Raw genomic sequence first — 12,808 nt, 5'->3', positions numbered from 1 at the left:
GACAGCGTGGTCCAGAAGGCTCTGATCCGTCAACAGAGATCCCCTCACGTATCGGAACACCACTGTGAACACGAAGATCCGGGCCGGCGTCCTGGCCCTCGCCATCGCCATGACCACCACCGGCACCGCCGCCTCCGCGACCGCGGCCGAGCCCGGTGACGCCAAGGTCGTCGCGGCGCTCGACGCCGTGGCCAAGCCCCTCGCCTCCACCTCCCCGAGGGGCGGCCTGCGCGACCTGGACGCGTTCGGCGCGATGGTGGGGGACGCGACGGTGGTCGGCGTCGGCGAGGCCACGCACAGCACCGCCGAGTTCTACACCCTCAACCACCGGCTCTTCCGCTACCTGGTCACCGAGAAGGGCTTCACCACCTTCGCCCGGGAGCTGAGCTGGAGCACCGGAGTGCGACTCAACGACTACGTCCTCAACGGCGCGGGCGACCCGCGCAGGATCCTGCACGACGAGGTCAAGGGCCCGTACGACCTGTTCGACAACCAGGAGTTCCTCGGCCTGATCACGTGGATGCGCTCCTACAACGCCACCCACCACGACAAGGTCCAGTTCATGGGCGCCGACCTGCTCTACCCCGGCGACGTCCTGTTCGACAAGGTGCTCGGCTACGTCGCCGAGCACCACCCCGACCTGACGCCCGAGTTCACCAAGCTGTACGAGGGGCTGCGGCCCACCACCCCGAACGCCGGCGCGTACATGGGCATCGCGCTGTCCCAGCCGCTGGCGACCCGCCAGGACAACGCCCGGCGCGCCACCGAGGCCCTCAAGCTCCTCCAGCGGCAGCAGGCCGGCGGTGAGGACTACCGGTGGGCGGTGCAGCACGCCCGCGCCCTGTCGCAGACCTTCACCGACTTCGCCTTCGACCAGGCCACCGCCGAGGGACGCCGGCAGGCGCAGGAGTACCGGGACACCGCGCTGGCCGACAACGTCGTCTGGTGGAACCGGACGACCGGCCACAAGATCCAGGTGTCGGGGCTGAACGCGCACATCAGCTACACCCCGATCGACACCATGTTCGTGCCCAGCCCGATGGGCGGGATCCTGCGCGGGCGCCTCGGTGACCGCTTCGTCACCGTCGGCACCTCCTTCGACCAGGGCGGCTACAACTTCCTGATCGACAAGGGGGAGTGCCCGGCGGGCTCGCGTCCGGCGGAGCGGCCCATGGCCTGCAAGGGTTCGGTGCCGGCCGCCGGGGCGGAGTACAACGAGTACGTGCTGGACCAGGTCCGCCACCGCGACTTCATCCTCGACACGCGCACCGCGCCGCGGCCCGCGCGGGTGTGGCTGGCGCGGGCGCGGGCCACCCGCCTGATCGGCGGCGGCTTCTGGTCGCCGGAGCAGGCGACCGAGGTGGCGCTCGGCAGGTCGTTCGACGTGGTGATCCACCTGCACAAGGTCAAGGCCGCCAGGCTCCTGCCGTGACGTGCGAGAACCGGGCGACGGCGGCCACGCGGCCGTCGCCGTCCGGTCCGACGTTCAGGGAGGGCGCCCCTACTGAGGGGCGTCGAAGGTCCACACGGCGCGGGCGCCCGGGCCGACGGCGAGGGTCGAGCGGCCGATCTTCTCCTCGGTCATGTACGCCAGCGACTTGTTGAGCACGAAGTCAACCCGCTTCAGGCCGGCCTGCTCGCGCGGGACGGAGTCCAGGTGGATCCGGGTGCCGCCGCCCGTCGCGACGACGCCGCCGTTCGCGAGGGTCTGGACGGCGAACCCGCCGGCGCGCAGCAGCGGCACCATGGTGGCGAGGTCGCGGGCCGGGACGCCCATGCGGACGGCGGTGATGTCGCGCATCAGGCGGTCGCGGTAGTCGTCGGGCAGGTAGCGCTCGCGGCCGACGTCGCCGGGGAAGCTCTCCGGCTCGGTCTTGCTGCGGGGGTCGGCGAAGTACTCGGGCAGGTACTCCATCGCCCAGGGGTCGAAGGCCTCGTACTGGTCGCTGAAGGTGCGGATGGTGTCGAACCACGGCACCTTGACGCCGTCGCCGAAGTCGCGCGTCTGCCGGTACGGGGCCGGAGTGATGCCCTGGGCCTTCAGCCGCTCGGTGACCGTGGCGAGGTCGCCGGCGCGCTCGGTCGAGACGCCCATGCCGGCGGAGCCGAACTCGGCGTCCTGGCCGGGCAGGTCGCCGACCGAGAACAGTTCGAGGTAGGTCTCCCGGCCCTTCAGGTAGCGGCCCTTCCAGGTCATCCCGCCGCCGGTCGCGGTGCGGACCTCGAAGTTGGCGAACTTCTTCAGGTAGGCGGAGTTCTCGACCGCGTCGGCGGTCTCCTTGTCCACGACGCTGTAGGCGTGGTTGTAGAACAGCAGCTGACGGTCGGTCTTCGGCTGGGCCTCGTCGGCCGTCGCCGCGCTCGCGCCTCCCGCGACCGCCCCGGTCAGCGCCACGGTGAACGCCGCGGTCAGGACGGTGATCGTCCGTAAGGTTCGATTGATCGGCATGTTCGTGATCTTAGGCAGCCGGTGATCGGCCCCATCGGGGATTTGACAGTCCCCTAACATCCCGCTGCGAACCGGGTCAGGAACCCGTCGTCGAGGACGAGGAACCGGGTGATGCCCCGCACCCGGTCACCGGCCAGGGTGAGCACGATCACCCCCGCGGGCTCCCCGGCGAGGCGGCAGGTGAAGGCCGGCTGCCCGTTCGCCCGCGTGGGGACCAGCAGCACGGGGCGGCCCGCGCTCCGGGCCGCGCTCGCCCGCAGGAACGAGGCGATCGCCGCCACGCCGTGGTACTCGTGCGGCGCCGGAGGCATGGCCAGCCACGCGTCGTCGGTGAGCAGGGCGACCAGCGTGTCGATGTCGCCGGCGGTGAAGGCGTCGGCGAAGCGGCGGACCAGCTCGCGCTCCCGCGCCGATCCCGGCGCGGGCGCCTCGGCATGGCGCCCGCCGCCCGGGTCGGCCTGCCGGGCGAGCGAGGCGCGGGCCCGTTGCAGCAGTCCCTTGGCCGCGGCCGGCGTGACGTCGAGCATCGGCGCGACCTCGCCGAGCGGGTAGCCGAGCACGTCGCGGAGGACGAGGACGGCGGCCTGCCGCGGCGGGAGCCGCTGCAGCGCCGCGACGAACGCCAGCTCGACCGCTTCGCGCGCCGCGAAGCGCGCCTCGGGGCCGGGTGCCGCGTCGGGCACCAGCAGGGTGTCCGGGTACGGCTGCAGCCAGGGCACGTCACCGCGGCGGCTCGGCGGCGGCGGCTCGAACGGCGGCTTCGGCTCCGGCGGGACGCGCCGCCCGCCGTCGCGCAGCGCGTTCAGGCAGCGGTTGGTGGCGATGCGGTACAGCCACGACCGCAGCGACGAGCGGCCCTCGAAGCCGTCCAGGCCGCGCCAGGCGGCGAGGAGCGTCTCCTGCAGGACGTCCTCGGCGTCCGTCAGCGATCCGAGCAGGCGGTAGCAGTGCAGCAGCAGCTCGCGCCGGTACGCCGCGACCTGCTGCTCGAACCCGATTTCCGCCACGACCGTTCCGTTCCGCGCGCTCCCGGTGTCGTAACGGGCGACAACGGAAGGAGACACCATGACCGGCTCAGCATTGCAGATCGCGCTGGCCCACCACCGCGCGTGGACCGGCAAGGACCTCGACCTGGCGATGAGCTACCTCGCCGACGACGTCGTGTGCGACGCCCCGGCGGGGCGGCTCACGGGCGTCGAGGCGTACCGGGAGTTCCTGGGGCCGTTCGCCGAGCACCTGCTCGTCAGGGCGGAGCTGATCGCCGCGTTCGGGGACGACGAGACGGCCCTGATCATGTACGACGCCGAGACGATCCCGGCCAGGAGCGCGCCGGCGGCCGAGTGCGTGACGGTGCGCGACGGGAAGATCGTCCACAACAGGTTCGTGTTCGACCGGGTCCCGTTCGAGGAGTTCCGCCGCCGCCAGGAGCACCCCCGGCCGTGAGCCGCCCGCCGCCCGGTCCCGCGCCCTCCCCCGGCCGGCACCGGGCGGCGCCCTTCAGGAGACGGCATGAATCGATCTTGACCGGGGTACTGGCCGGTAACGACGATCGGGGGATGCGCCTGCCTCGTGTGAAACCCGAGCACGCTCCCCACCGGCTCGGCGACGGCACCGTCCGGCTCGGCGGGGCCCTGTTCGGTATCGCCTCCGAGATCGTGGACGCCGACGGCTGGGCCTGGACGGCTCTGGGCCTCATGGACGGCACGCGCGCCCCCGCGGAGATCGCCGCCGAGCTGCGCGCCCGCCACCCCGTCCTGACGTGCGAGGAGGCCGAGGACATCGTCGCCACCCTCGTGTCGTCCGGCCACGTGGAGGACGCCGCGCCCGAGCCCTGCCCGGAGCTGACCGAGCGGGAGAAGGAGCGCCACAGCCGCACCCGGGACTACTTCCGCTGGGTCGATCTCACCCCGCGCGACCACGGCTGGGAGCCGCAGGTGCGGATCAAGAACGCCCGGGTCGTGGTGCTCGGCCTGGGCGGGACCGGCAGCCACGTGGCCTGGACCCTGGCCGCCGCCGGAGTGGGACGGCTGCACCTGGTGGACCCCGACGTCGTGGAGCTGTCCAACCTGAACCGGCAGATCCTCTACACCGAGCCGGACGTCGGCCGGCTCAAGGCGGAGGTGGCGCTCGACCGGCTGCGCCAGGTCAACTCCGAGATCGGCATCACCGCCGAGGCGGCCGCGGTGGACGGGCCCGCGCGGCTGGCCCGGCTGATCGACGGGTTCGACGTGCTCGCGCTGTGCGCCGACCGCCCCCGCGGGCCGTCCGGGATCCAGAGCTGGGCCAACCGGGTGTGCGCCGAGGCGGGGATCCCGTGGGTGAGCGGCGGGTACAACGGCCCGCTCGTCAGCGTGGGCGTCTTCGGCCCGGGCGGCCCCTGCTACGAGTGCGTGCGCGCCGGCATACCGCCGTGTCCCGGTGCGGACTACGCCTGGCCCGGCGTGACCGGGGCCTCGGCCGGGCTGTCCGGCCACCTGGTCGCGCACGACGTCCTGGCCCTGGTGAGCGGGGTGATGTCCACGCCGCCGGGCTACTTCCACGGCGTGATGCTGCTGGACCCGGACGGCCACGTGTACGCCCGCCACCCCTCGCGCCCCGGCTGCGACATCTGTTCTTGATCAAGCAGCCGGAAGACCGTACGTTCTCGGTTACCGTTCCCCACTCACCTCGGTAAGGAGGAGTGTCATGAGCAACACCCCCGCCCCGGAAGCCCAGCAGGAGCGGAAGCCGCGCAAGAGGATCGTCGTCCGCCGGCTCGACAAGGTCGAGCCCACCGCGTGGGCGCCCAGCCAGGGCAACTCGAACTGACCCGCGTGCGGGCGGGGGGTGGCCCGCCCGCACGCCGGGAGGCCTGATGAGTCACGTCGAGAGGCCCGCCGGGCCTCTTCGGGAGGCCGGATGAGTGACGTTCTGAACCGTCTGCGCACCGTCCCCGCCGAGGTGATGGACGCCGCCGCGTACGGGGCCGACTTCGCCGGGGCCCTCGCGGCCACGAGCGGCGTCGTGTGGAAGCTCGAACGGGCGCAGCATTTCGACGAGGGAGACCTGCCCAGCTACCTGGCGATGGTCGAGGGCGACTGGGGCCGGGCGATGGAGCTGGCCGAGCGGATGCGCCCCGGGTTCCGTGACGACAATCCCGCCCGGCTCGACTTCCGGCGGATCAGGGTGGTGGAGGAGCCGCTCACCCCGTACCTCCGCTGGGAGCTGGCGTTGCTCGCCATGCGGGCCGAGGAGGGGGAGAACGGCCGGGTGGTGCCGGTCTCGGCGGTGCGGCCGTACGAGGACGGCGGTCCCGTGCCCGAGCTGGTGCTGCTGCGCCCGACGCTGCTGTACGAGGTGCTGTACGACGAGACGGGCAGGCACGTCGGGGCCCGCCGGATCACCGACCCGCGGGTCGTCGAGCCGTGCGTGCCGGTCCTGGCGGGCCTGTTCGAGCGGGGTGAGGACCTGCGCGCGTACTGGGCCAGAAAGCGTACGACCTGAGGGCCAGAGATCGGCTCGAAGATCGGCTCAGAGATCGGCGAGGAAGCCGAGCGCCGTCGTCCAGGCGCGCTCGGCGGCCTCGGGGTCGTGGTCGGGCAGGTCGGGGTCGGTGAACAGGTGGCCCGCGCCCGGGTACCGGAACACCTCCACGTCGGCCCCGGCCCGGCGCATCAGCAGGTACCACGTGTTCTGCCAGTCGACCGGCTCGTACGTGTCGGGGTCGGCGACGTGGAGCTGGACGGGCAGGTCGTCCAGGTACGCCCCTTCGGGCAGGTCGGACGTGCCGTGCATCAGCAGCAGCCCCCGGGCGTTCTCGTCGGCGAGGGCGAGGTTCTGCGCGAGCGCGCCGCCGAGGGAGAGCCCCGCGTAGACCACGCCCTGCCCGGACAGGGGGGCCGCGGCGGCCACGGCCCGCTTCAGCAGCTCGTCGCGGCCGATCTCGTCCTTGATCGCGATGGCGTCCTCGGGCGTGCCGACGACGCGCCCGTCGTACAGGTCGGGGACGTGCACCTCGTGGCCGGCCGCGCGCAGGCGTCCGGCGGCCTGGTGGACGGCGGGCCGCAGGCCGTACTGCGAGTGCAGGAGCAGGATCCGTGCCATGGGGCCAAGTCTAAAAGGAGACGCCCTTGTCACTCCTGTCCCGCACAATGTCCGGATGATCAGCAAACGCTTATCCGCCCTGTCCCTGGCCCTGCTCCTGACGCCGGTCGCGGGTTGCGCGTCCGGGCTCTCCGACGGGTCTCACTACAGGATGTCCTCCGAGTCCATGGAGCCGACCCTCAAGAAGGGCGCGCGTCTGGCGGCGCGGCCGACCGACGACGGGTACGTCCCGCGCGTCGGCGACATCATCGTCTTCCGCCAGCCGGAGGGCTGGTCCCAGGGCACGTCGGAAGAGCAGATCTCGCGGGTCATCGGCGTGCCGGGCAGCACGGTGAGGTGCTGCGACGGGCAACGTCGGCTGCTGCTCGACGGCAAGGCGCTGGACGAGCCGTATCTGGGGGAGTCTCCCGCCTCCTCCCTGGACTTCGAGAGGCGGATCCCCCCGGGTCGCCTGTGGGTCATGAGCGACAACCGGGATGTCGCGCGAGACTCCCGCTCCCACCGGGACGCTCCCGACGGAGGGACGGTCGGCGTCCAGGACGTCGTCGCGGTGATCACCGCGCCGGGTGGTTCCTAGGCGCCGACCGGCTCCAGGAACTCCAGGCGGTTGCCGTGCGGGTCCTCGCTGTAGAAGCGCCGCATGCCGGGGAAGTCGTCGTCGAACGTCACCGGGTAACCCGCCGCGCGCAACCGCCCGGCCCACGCGTCGAGGCCGGAGACGAGCAGCCCCGGGTGGGCCTTGCGGGCCGGGCGGAAGTCGGCCTCGACGCCCAGGTGCAGCTCGATGCCGTGGCCGCGGAACCAGCAGCCGCCGCGCGCCGCCAGCACCGGGGGCTTGGGGATCTCGGCCAGGCCGAGGACGCCCGTGTAGAAGTCGCGAAGGGCCTGCTCGCTCCCTGGCGGGCAGGCGAGTTGGACGTGGTGAAGCATGCGGCGTTCCTCCCATTATCTTGACGTCAAGATATATCAGGGGAGGTCGGCCAGTTGCTCTCTCAGCAGATCGTGCCGGAAGTAATACGTGCCGCCCACCTTGCGGAGAACCCCTCGCCGGTGCGCGTCCTCCAGGAACGCCGTGACGCGCCACGGCAGTACGCCCCTGAGCTTGAAGAAGGCACGGGCGATGAGGAACCGGACCGAGGAGTTGGCCGGCAGCGGCACGAGGACGAGCGTGACGACCGCCGCGAGGCCGAGCGACCACGCCGAGGACACCTGGTTCGTGACGAGCAGCGTGAGTGCGAAGTCGACGATCGCCGCGACGAAGGTGACCACGCCCCTGCTCAGCACGACGAACAGCCAGAGTGACGTCACGAGGGCCAGCGCGGCCGCCTGCTCGGCCGTGAACCCCTCCATGGCGCCGAGGCCCCAGTAGGCGGCGGCGAAGAAGGCCAGGGCCGGACCCCCTGCTCTGAGCAGGGCCGCGGAGCTCAGGGAGTCCGGGGAGAGCGAGTGGTCCCCCACGAAGGTGTACGTGCAGACGACCAGGGCGACCGTCAGGCCGAGCACCAGGCCCACGACGGGCGACACGGCGGCGGCGAAGGGCACGGCGGCGGCCAGGCCGGCCAGCGCGCTGAAGATGACGGCTTCGGCCGCGGACGGGACCGCGTCGGTCAGGGTCTCCCGGGAGATCCCGTGCTTGGGGAAACTGCGGGCGAGATGGGACAGCCACGCCTGGACGTCGCGACGGCTCCACGAGGACCCGGGGGAGTCGTCGCGACCGGCGTAGACGGTGGGGACCAGGTGCGCGAGCAGGTGGGCCTCGACGGCGTGCCGGGTCCCGAACGTGAGCAGGTCGTCGGGGTCCGCTGTGCCTTCCGCGTACGTGATGCGCGCCAGTGACAGGGCGAGCGGCGTGGACAGGCCGCGCGCCGTCTCGCCGCCGGCGTCGCGCGTCAGCTCCGCGAACACCTTCGCCCACCGCGGCAGCCGCGCCGGCTTCGTGGTGATGGTCAGGTAGTCACGGATCGCCTCCGCGTCCAGCGGGTTGAGCTCTATGACGGCGGCGGCCGTCAGCACGTCCGCGTCGGGATGGTCGACGGCGGCCGAGTACTCCTCGCTGCGACTGGTCAGGATGACCGGGGACGTGGCGCCGAAGGTGGCGTTGATCTCTCGCAGCGTCCGGTGGCGGAGCGGCTCGGGCATCTCGTCGAGGCCGTCGAGGATCGGCAGCAGCCGGTCCAGGCTCACGAACTCGCCGAAGCCGTAGTCCTCGCGCAGGCGCGCGTTGATCCACGTCGTGAGCCGTCTGCTGTCGGCCGGCTCCCAGGTGGACAATCGTAAGATCACCGGTACGGGGGAGTCGTCGTCCCGGCGGGCCAGGCAGGCGAGGGCGAACCGCATGATCAGCGACGACTTGCCCGCGCCGGGCTCGCCGAGGATCACCAGGCGCGGGGCTCGGAGCCTGGTCCGGACGATGTCGTGGAGCTCGTCGAGGGAGCCGTCGAGGTCGAGCGGCTCGTCCCCGCCGTGGATGACCCGCCAGTGGTCGCTCACCGGAGGGCCGAGGGTCCGCCACGAGACCGGGAGGGGCCTCGGGTCCAGCAGGCGCTGACGCAGCTCCTCCGACTCCCAGACCTGGCGGACCTTGGCGGCCAGCCGGGCGACGCGCTCCGCCATGACCTCGGCGCTCGCCTCCGGCTCGTCGAGACCGGGGGCGCCGGCCGTGGCGGCTCGGGCCCGCAGCCAGCGCAGCAGCGCGACCGAGCCGCCGATGAGCGCGAGGACGGCGCTCAGGATGCTCGCCCACTGGTCGGCGTTCTGCCTGCCTTCGGACAGGAACAACCACGCCACCGCGACACCGGTGATCGGCACCAGGAAAAGGGCGAGGACGAGTGCCCAGAACCAGACGCGGGAGCCAGAGCGTTGGCGCATCACGCCAGCATGCCGCCCGCGCGTCCGCCGGCAAAATCATCGGCTCCGGCAGGGCGGCGCGGCTCATCCCTCCGCGCGGGGGCGTGGCTCATCCCTGCGCGGGGGCGCGGCTCATCCCTCCGCGCGGAGGGCGCCGGCGAGCTCGTCGGGGGTGAGGCGGCGGGAGGCGACGTAGTAGAGCACGGAGCCCGCCGGCAGCTCGGTCCGCCAGTCGGGGTTCACGAGCAGCTCGTCGCCGGTGCGGGCGGCCAGCAGCGTGGCGCCGCAGCGGCGGCCGAGCGAGAGCTGGCAGCGGTCCACCAGCACCGGCCCCACCGACTCGGGCAGCCGCACCGAGTACGTCTCGGCGTCCCCGTGCGTCATGAGCTGCGTGTACACCTCGGCGATCCCCGGGTCGCGCAACTCCTCGGTGATCATGTACGGGCTGTGCCACTGGACGCAGCGCAGCGTGTCCCGGACGTACCGGAGCTGGCGGACCCGCGAGACGTCGCGCAGGGCCACGACGAGGTGCGCCCCGTGGGCCACGTGGTCGGCGGTGATCGCGACGGCCAGCGCCTCGTTGTCGTCGCGGGCGTCGACGAGCACGCTGTACGCCCGGTCGACACCGGCCCGCAGCAGCACCTTGTCGTCGGTCAGGTCGCCGCGCACGAACGTCACCTCACGCTCCGGCATCGGGTGCGTCTGCACCTCGTCCCACGCGCAGAGCACGATGCGGCACGACCCGTCGGCGGTCAGCTCGTCCACCATCTGCTCGGTACGGCCGGGCGTGTAGCCGAGCAGCACGATGTGACCGGACATGTCCACGGTGACGGCACCTCGCATCCTTCGTCCCCTGGCGCGTTCCAGGGTGGCCGCGAACCGCGTGAAGACGGTCGTCAGCGTCGCGATCCCGCCGGCGATGACGTACGCGCCCACGACGTGCCCGGCGGCGGTCTCCGGGTACAGGTCGCCGTAGCCCACGGTCGAGGCGGTGACGACGAAGTACCACCAGTAGTTGCCCGGGGCGACGATCTCGCTGCCGGCCGGTTCGGCGAGCGCCATCAGCGGCCAGCTCGTCAGGAACACCAGCGCGAAGACGAGGACCGGGGTCCACCAGGTTCCGAGGAGGGCGAGCCGGGCCAGCACGCGGGTGAGGAAGATGGGCACGCTCGTCCTCCCGCCTGACGCCGCTGTTCTGCGGTCACCATAACCGGGCAAACCCCACAAAGCAGCCCCTCGGGCCGCAGCAGCATCAGGCGTCGGCCGGCCCTTCCGCCTCTTCCTCGGCCATGGCGGGGAACGCCCAGAGGCGCACGTACAGGGGCCGCGCGTCCGGCGGTGCCTCCTCGCGCGAGTGGCTGTGCCTGAGCAGCAGCTCCATGTACGCCTCGAAGAACGCCTCGAACTCCTCGTCCGTCATCCAGCCGAGCCCCCGGGACGCCTTCACGCGCGCCGGGTCGCGTTCGTACAGCCGGGGCAACCCCTCCAGGAGCCGCAGGTCCTCCTCCAGGCCCAGGCGGTGGAACTCGGCCAGGGCCGGACGGTCCTCCGGCGCCAGCCGGTCGGGCGTGGGCAGGCGCATGTCGCGCGGCGCCGGGGCCTTGCGCCACCAGCGCTCCCGGCCGGTCGAGCGCTCCGGTATCTCCTCGATGAAGCCGTACTTCTCCAGCTGGCGCAGGTGGTAGCTGGTCGTGCCGGTCTTCGCGCCGAGCAGCTCGCCGAGCGTGGTGGAGGTGGCCGGGCCGTGGACGCCCAGGTGGCGGAGCATGAGGCGGCGCATCGGGTGGGTCAGGGCCTTGAGCCGGGCCGGGTCGTCGAGCAGGAAGGACTCCGGTGGCGCCGCCTCATCCGTCATGAGGAGGAGTCTAGTCCCGCAGAGGGATTTCTGCCGAGATCTGTTTGCCGAGACTTCTCTGCAAAGTAATCTCGGCAGACATGAGACGTGTTCTGCTGGCGGGACTGGCCGCCGTTCTGTGGTGTCTGCTCGCCGCGCCCGGAGCCCGGGCTGCGGCGGCAGCGGTGACGCCGGCCGTACCCGGTGACCTGAAGGCGGCCGAGGTGACCTTCCGCGGCGACGGAGGGCTCGTCATGCGCGGGACCGTCCTGTCGCCCGCCCGCGGCGGCGGCGCGCGGCCCGGGATCGTGCTGATCCACGGAGCCGGCACGGGGACGCCCCGGACCAAGCTCATGGGCGAGGCCGTCGAGTTCGCCCGCAGAGGGCTGTCGGTGCTGGTGTACGACAAGCGGTCCGTCGGCTACTCCCTCTTCGAGCGCTCGTACGCGCGACTCGCGACCGACGCGCTGGGCGCCGTGGCGGCGCTGCGCCGGCAGCCGGGCGTGGACCCGGCCAAGGTGGGCGTCTGGGGGCTCAGCGAGGGCGGCTGGGTGGCGCCGATGGCCGCCGCCCGCTCCCGCGACGTCGCGTTCGTCGTGCTCGTCGGCGCCAACAGCCAGCAGCCGCTGCTCCAGCAGGCGTGGGCCGTGCACGCCGGCCTGCGCGCCGCCGGGGTCAGGGGCCGGCTGGTGGACGGCACGGAGCCCGACCTGTACCGGGTGCTGGCCGACGCCGAGCTGTTCCCCGAGCCGTACTACGACCCCGCCCCGACCATCGCCGCCGTGCGGCAGCCGGTGCTCGCCGTCTGGGGCGTCCACGACCTGCTGACCCCCGCCCGGGAGAGCAGCGCCGGGTTCGCCGAGGCGCTGCGGCGCGGCGGCAACGCCCACCTCACCGTCCGCTACTTCCCGGACGCCGACCACGCCGCCCACCGGACCCCCGACCGCGGCGTCACCCGGCTGCCCGAGCTGGCCCCCGGCTACGCGGACCTGGTCGGCTCCTGGGTGACGGACGTGACCTCCGGCCGTCCGCCCGCGAGCGGAGCGTCGGGGCCGGAGCCGGTGCAGGCGACCCCGACCGTGCCGGTGCCGCCGGTGGACTGGTGGGAGGCGGCCGACGTGCAGGCCGGGGCGCTGGTGGTGATGCTCGCCGGGTTCGCCGCGTACCCGCTGGTGGCCCTGGTGCGCCGGGTGCGCGGGCGCTTCAGCGGGGACGGGGCCGACGCCGGCGCCGACGGCGCCGACGGTCCGCGGCGGCCGGTGAGCGCGGCGGCGCGGCTGCTCAGCGCGGGCGGGCTGTCCGTGGTGCTCGGGTCGTTCGGCTACGTGATGTACGCGGTGATGACGGGGGCCAAGCTGGGCAGCCCGGGACCGCTCGTGGCGGGCCGGCCGGTGGTGTGGCTGGCGCTCCAGGCGCTGGCCGTGGCCTGCGTGGCCGCCACCGCCCTCACCGGCCTGGCCTGGTGGCGGCGGCGCGCGGGCGTCGCGGGCGGCGAGCGGGTGCGGCTGGCCGCGCTGATGGCCGGGGGGCTGGTGCTCCTGCCGTGGGGGCTGTACTGGGGGCTGCTGCTGCCGGGGCTGTGACCGCACGGCCCG

At 72.9% G+C, this 12,808-nt stretch carries 14 protein-coding genes; 7 read left to right on the top strand and 7 right to left on the bottom strand.

The genetic code is table 11. From position 1 onward, the window contains the following. Positions 1-64 precede the first annotated feature (64 nt). Positions 65-1,432 (top strand): erythromycin esterase family protein, encoded by a 1,368-nt coding sequence (locus HD595_RS14230; protein WP_253769169.1) that lies wholly within the window; start codon positions 65-67, stop codon positions 1,430-1,432. Between the two features lie 69 nt (positions 1,433-1,501). Here the strand turns inward: HD595_RS14230 and HD595_RS14225 are convergent, their stop codons facing one another. Both HD595_RS14225 and HD595_RS14220 read right to left on the bottom strand, forming a co-directional pair. Next, positions 1,502-2,449, bottom strand: a complete 948-nt coding sequence (locus tag HD595_RS14225; RefSeq protein ID WP_253769168.1) for a DUF5829 family protein — start codon at positions 2,447-2,449, stop codon at positions 1,502-1,504. 53 nt (positions 2,450-2,502) lie between these two features. Beyond that, positions 2,503-3,456: an RNA polymerase subunit sigma-70 gene (locus tag HD595_RS14220; RefSeq protein ID WP_253769167.1), complete on the bottom strand. Its 954-nt coding sequence runs from the start codon at positions 3,454-3,456 to the stop codon at positions 2,503-2,505. 58 nt (positions 3,457-3,514) lie between these two features. On the opposite strand from HD595_RS14220, the gene HD595_RS14215 reads away from it, so the two are divergent. The 4 genes from HD595_RS14215 (at position 3,515) to HD595_RS14205 (ending at position 5,932) form a co-directional block, all read left to right on the top strand. Further along, a complete protein-coding gene (locus HD595_RS14215) occupies positions 3,515-3,892 on the top strand; it encodes a nuclear transport factor 2 family protein (RefSeq protein WP_253769165.1) in 378 nt (125 codons plus the stop codon). Positions 3,893-4,005: 113 nt separating this feature from the next. Continuing rightward, the gene (locus HD595_RS14210; RefSeq protein ID WP_253769164.1) at positions 4,006-5,067 is read left to right on the top strand and encodes a HesA/MoeB/ThiF family protein; all 1,062 of its coding nucleotides are present in this window, start codon (positions 4,006-4,008) and stop codon (positions 5,065-5,067) included. 67 nt (positions 5,068-5,134) lie between these two features. Continuing rightward, positions 5,135-5,257 carry a hypothetical protein gene (locus tag HD595_RS45800; protein ID WP_301309506.1) on the top strand — a complete coding sequence of 41 codons (123 nt, stop codon included), beginning with the start codon at positions 5,135-5,137 and terminating at the stop codon, positions 5,255-5,257. Positions 5,258-5,347: 90 nt separating this feature from the next. Then, the gene (locus HD595_RS14205) at positions 5,348-5,932 is read left to right on the top strand and encodes a DUF6879 family protein (protein ID WP_253769161.1); all 585 of its coding nucleotides are present in this window, start codon (positions 5,348-5,350) and stop codon (positions 5,930-5,932) included. Between the two features lie 27 nt (positions 5,933-5,959). Here HD595_RS14205 and HD595_RS14200 read toward each other — a convergent pair whose 3' ends face one another. Next, positions 5,960-6,532, bottom strand: coding sequence for a dienelactone hydrolase family protein (locus HD595_RS14200; RefSeq protein WP_253769159.1), 573 nt, complete (start codon positions 6,530-6,532; stop codon positions 5,960-5,962). A 55-nt stretch (positions 6,533-6,587) separates the two neighbouring features. Between HD595_RS14200 and lepB the strand changes: the two genes are divergently transcribed. After that, complete coding sequence (lepB, locus tag HD595_RS14195; RefSeq protein WP_253769156.1) at positions 6,588-7,109, top strand: signal peptidase I; 522 nt, start codon at positions 6,588-6,590, stop codon at positions 7,107-7,109. Here lepB and HD595_RS14190 read toward each other — a convergent pair. The 4 genes from HD595_RS14190 to HD595_RS14175 form a co-directional block, all read right to left on the bottom strand. Continuing rightward, positions 7,106-7,462 carry a VOC family protein gene (locus HD595_RS14190; protein WP_253769154.1) on the bottom strand — a complete coding sequence of 119 codons (357 nt, stop codon included), beginning with the start codon at positions 7,460-7,462 and terminating at the stop codon, positions 7,106-7,108. The two genes, lepB and HD595_RS14190, sit on opposite strands and share 4 nt — an antisense overlap. Before the next feature lie 36 nt (positions 7,463-7,498). After that, positions 7,499-9,400: an NACHT domain-containing protein gene (locus HD595_RS14185; RefSeq protein WP_253769152.1), complete on the bottom strand. Its 1,902-nt coding sequence runs from the start codon at positions 9,398-9,400 to the stop codon at positions 7,499-7,501. A gap of 111 nt (positions 9,401-9,511) precedes the next feature. Then, the gene (locus HD595_RS14180; protein WP_253769150.1) at positions 9,512-10,546 is read right to left on the bottom strand and encodes an ion channel; all 1,035 of its coding nucleotides are present in this window, start codon (positions 10,544-10,546) and stop codon (positions 9,512-9,514) included. 85 nt (positions 10,547-10,631) lie between these two features. Further along, positions 10,632-11,234, bottom strand: a complete 603-nt coding sequence (locus HD595_RS14175) for an ArsR/SmtB family transcription factor (protein WP_253769148.1) — start codon at positions 11,232-11,234, stop codon at positions 10,632-10,634. Between the two features lie 80 nt (positions 11,235-11,314). Here HD595_RS14175 and HD595_RS14170 point away from each other — a divergent pair, with 80 nt between their 5' ends. Next, the gene (locus HD595_RS14170) at positions 11,315-12,796 is read left to right on the top strand and encodes an alpha/beta hydrolase family protein (RefSeq protein WP_253769145.1); all 1,482 of its coding nucleotides are present in this window, start codon (positions 11,315-11,317) and stop codon (positions 12,794-12,796) included. Positions 12,797-12,808: the final 12 nt, after the last annotated feature.

The organism is Nonomuraea roseoviolacea subsp. carminata, assembly GCF_024172185.1.
Lineage (GTDB): Bacteria > Actinomycetota > Actinomycetes > Streptosporangiales > Streptosporangiaceae > Nonomuraea > Nonomuraea roseoviolacea.
Note: the sequence above shows the minus strand (reverse complement) of the source record. Positions and strands in the feature narration are given on the sequence as shown.

What these genes read in the sequence shown, in the direction of transcription:
- HD595_RS14225 (WP_253769168.1), bottom strand. Translation starts at nt 2,449, where the DNA reads ATGCCGATCAATCGAACCTTACGGACGATCACCGTCCTGACCGCGGCG.
- HD595_RS14215 (WP_253769165.1), top strand. Translation starts at nt 3,515, where the DNA reads ATGACCGGCTCAGCATTGCAGATCGCGCTGGCCCACCACCGCGCGTGG.
- HD595_RS14210 (WP_253769164.1), top strand. Translation starts at nt 4,006, where the DNA reads ATGCGCCTGCCTCGTGTGAAACCCGAGCACGCTCCCCACCGGCTCGGC.
- HD595_RS45800 (WP_301309506.1), top strand. Translation starts at nt 5,135, where the DNA reads ATGAGCAACACCCCCGCCCCGGAAGCCCAGCAGGAGCGGAAGCCGCGC.
- HD595_RS14205 (WP_253769161.1), top strand. Translation starts at nt 5,348, where the DNA reads ATGAGTGACGTTCTGAACCGTCTGCGCACCGTCCCCGCCGAGGTGATG.
- HD595_RS14200 (WP_253769159.1), bottom strand. Translation starts at nt 6,532, where the DNA reads ATGGCACGGATCCTGCTCCTGCACTCGCAGTACGGCCTGCGGCCCGCC.
- lepB (WP_253769156.1), top strand. Translation starts at nt 6,588, where the DNA reads ATGATCAGCAAACGCTTATCCGCCCTGTCCCTGGCCCTGCTCCTGACG.
- HD595_RS14190 (WP_253769154.1), bottom strand. Translation starts at nt 7,462, where the DNA reads ATGCTTCACCACGTCCAACTCGCCTGCCCGCCAGGGAGCGAGCAGGCC.
- HD595_RS14185 (WP_253769152.1), bottom strand. Translation starts at nt 9,400, where the DNA reads ATGCGCCAACGCTCTGGCTCCCGCGTCTGGTTCTGGGCACTCGTCCTC.
- HD595_RS14175 (WP_253769148.1), bottom strand. Translation starts at nt 11,234, where the DNA reads ATGACGGATGAGGCGGCGCCACCGGAGTCCTTCCTGCTCGACGACCCG.
- HD595_RS14170 (WP_253769145.1), top strand. Translation starts at nt 11,315, where the DNA reads ATGAGACGTGTTCTGCTGGCGGGACTGGCCGCCGTTCTGTGGTGTCTG.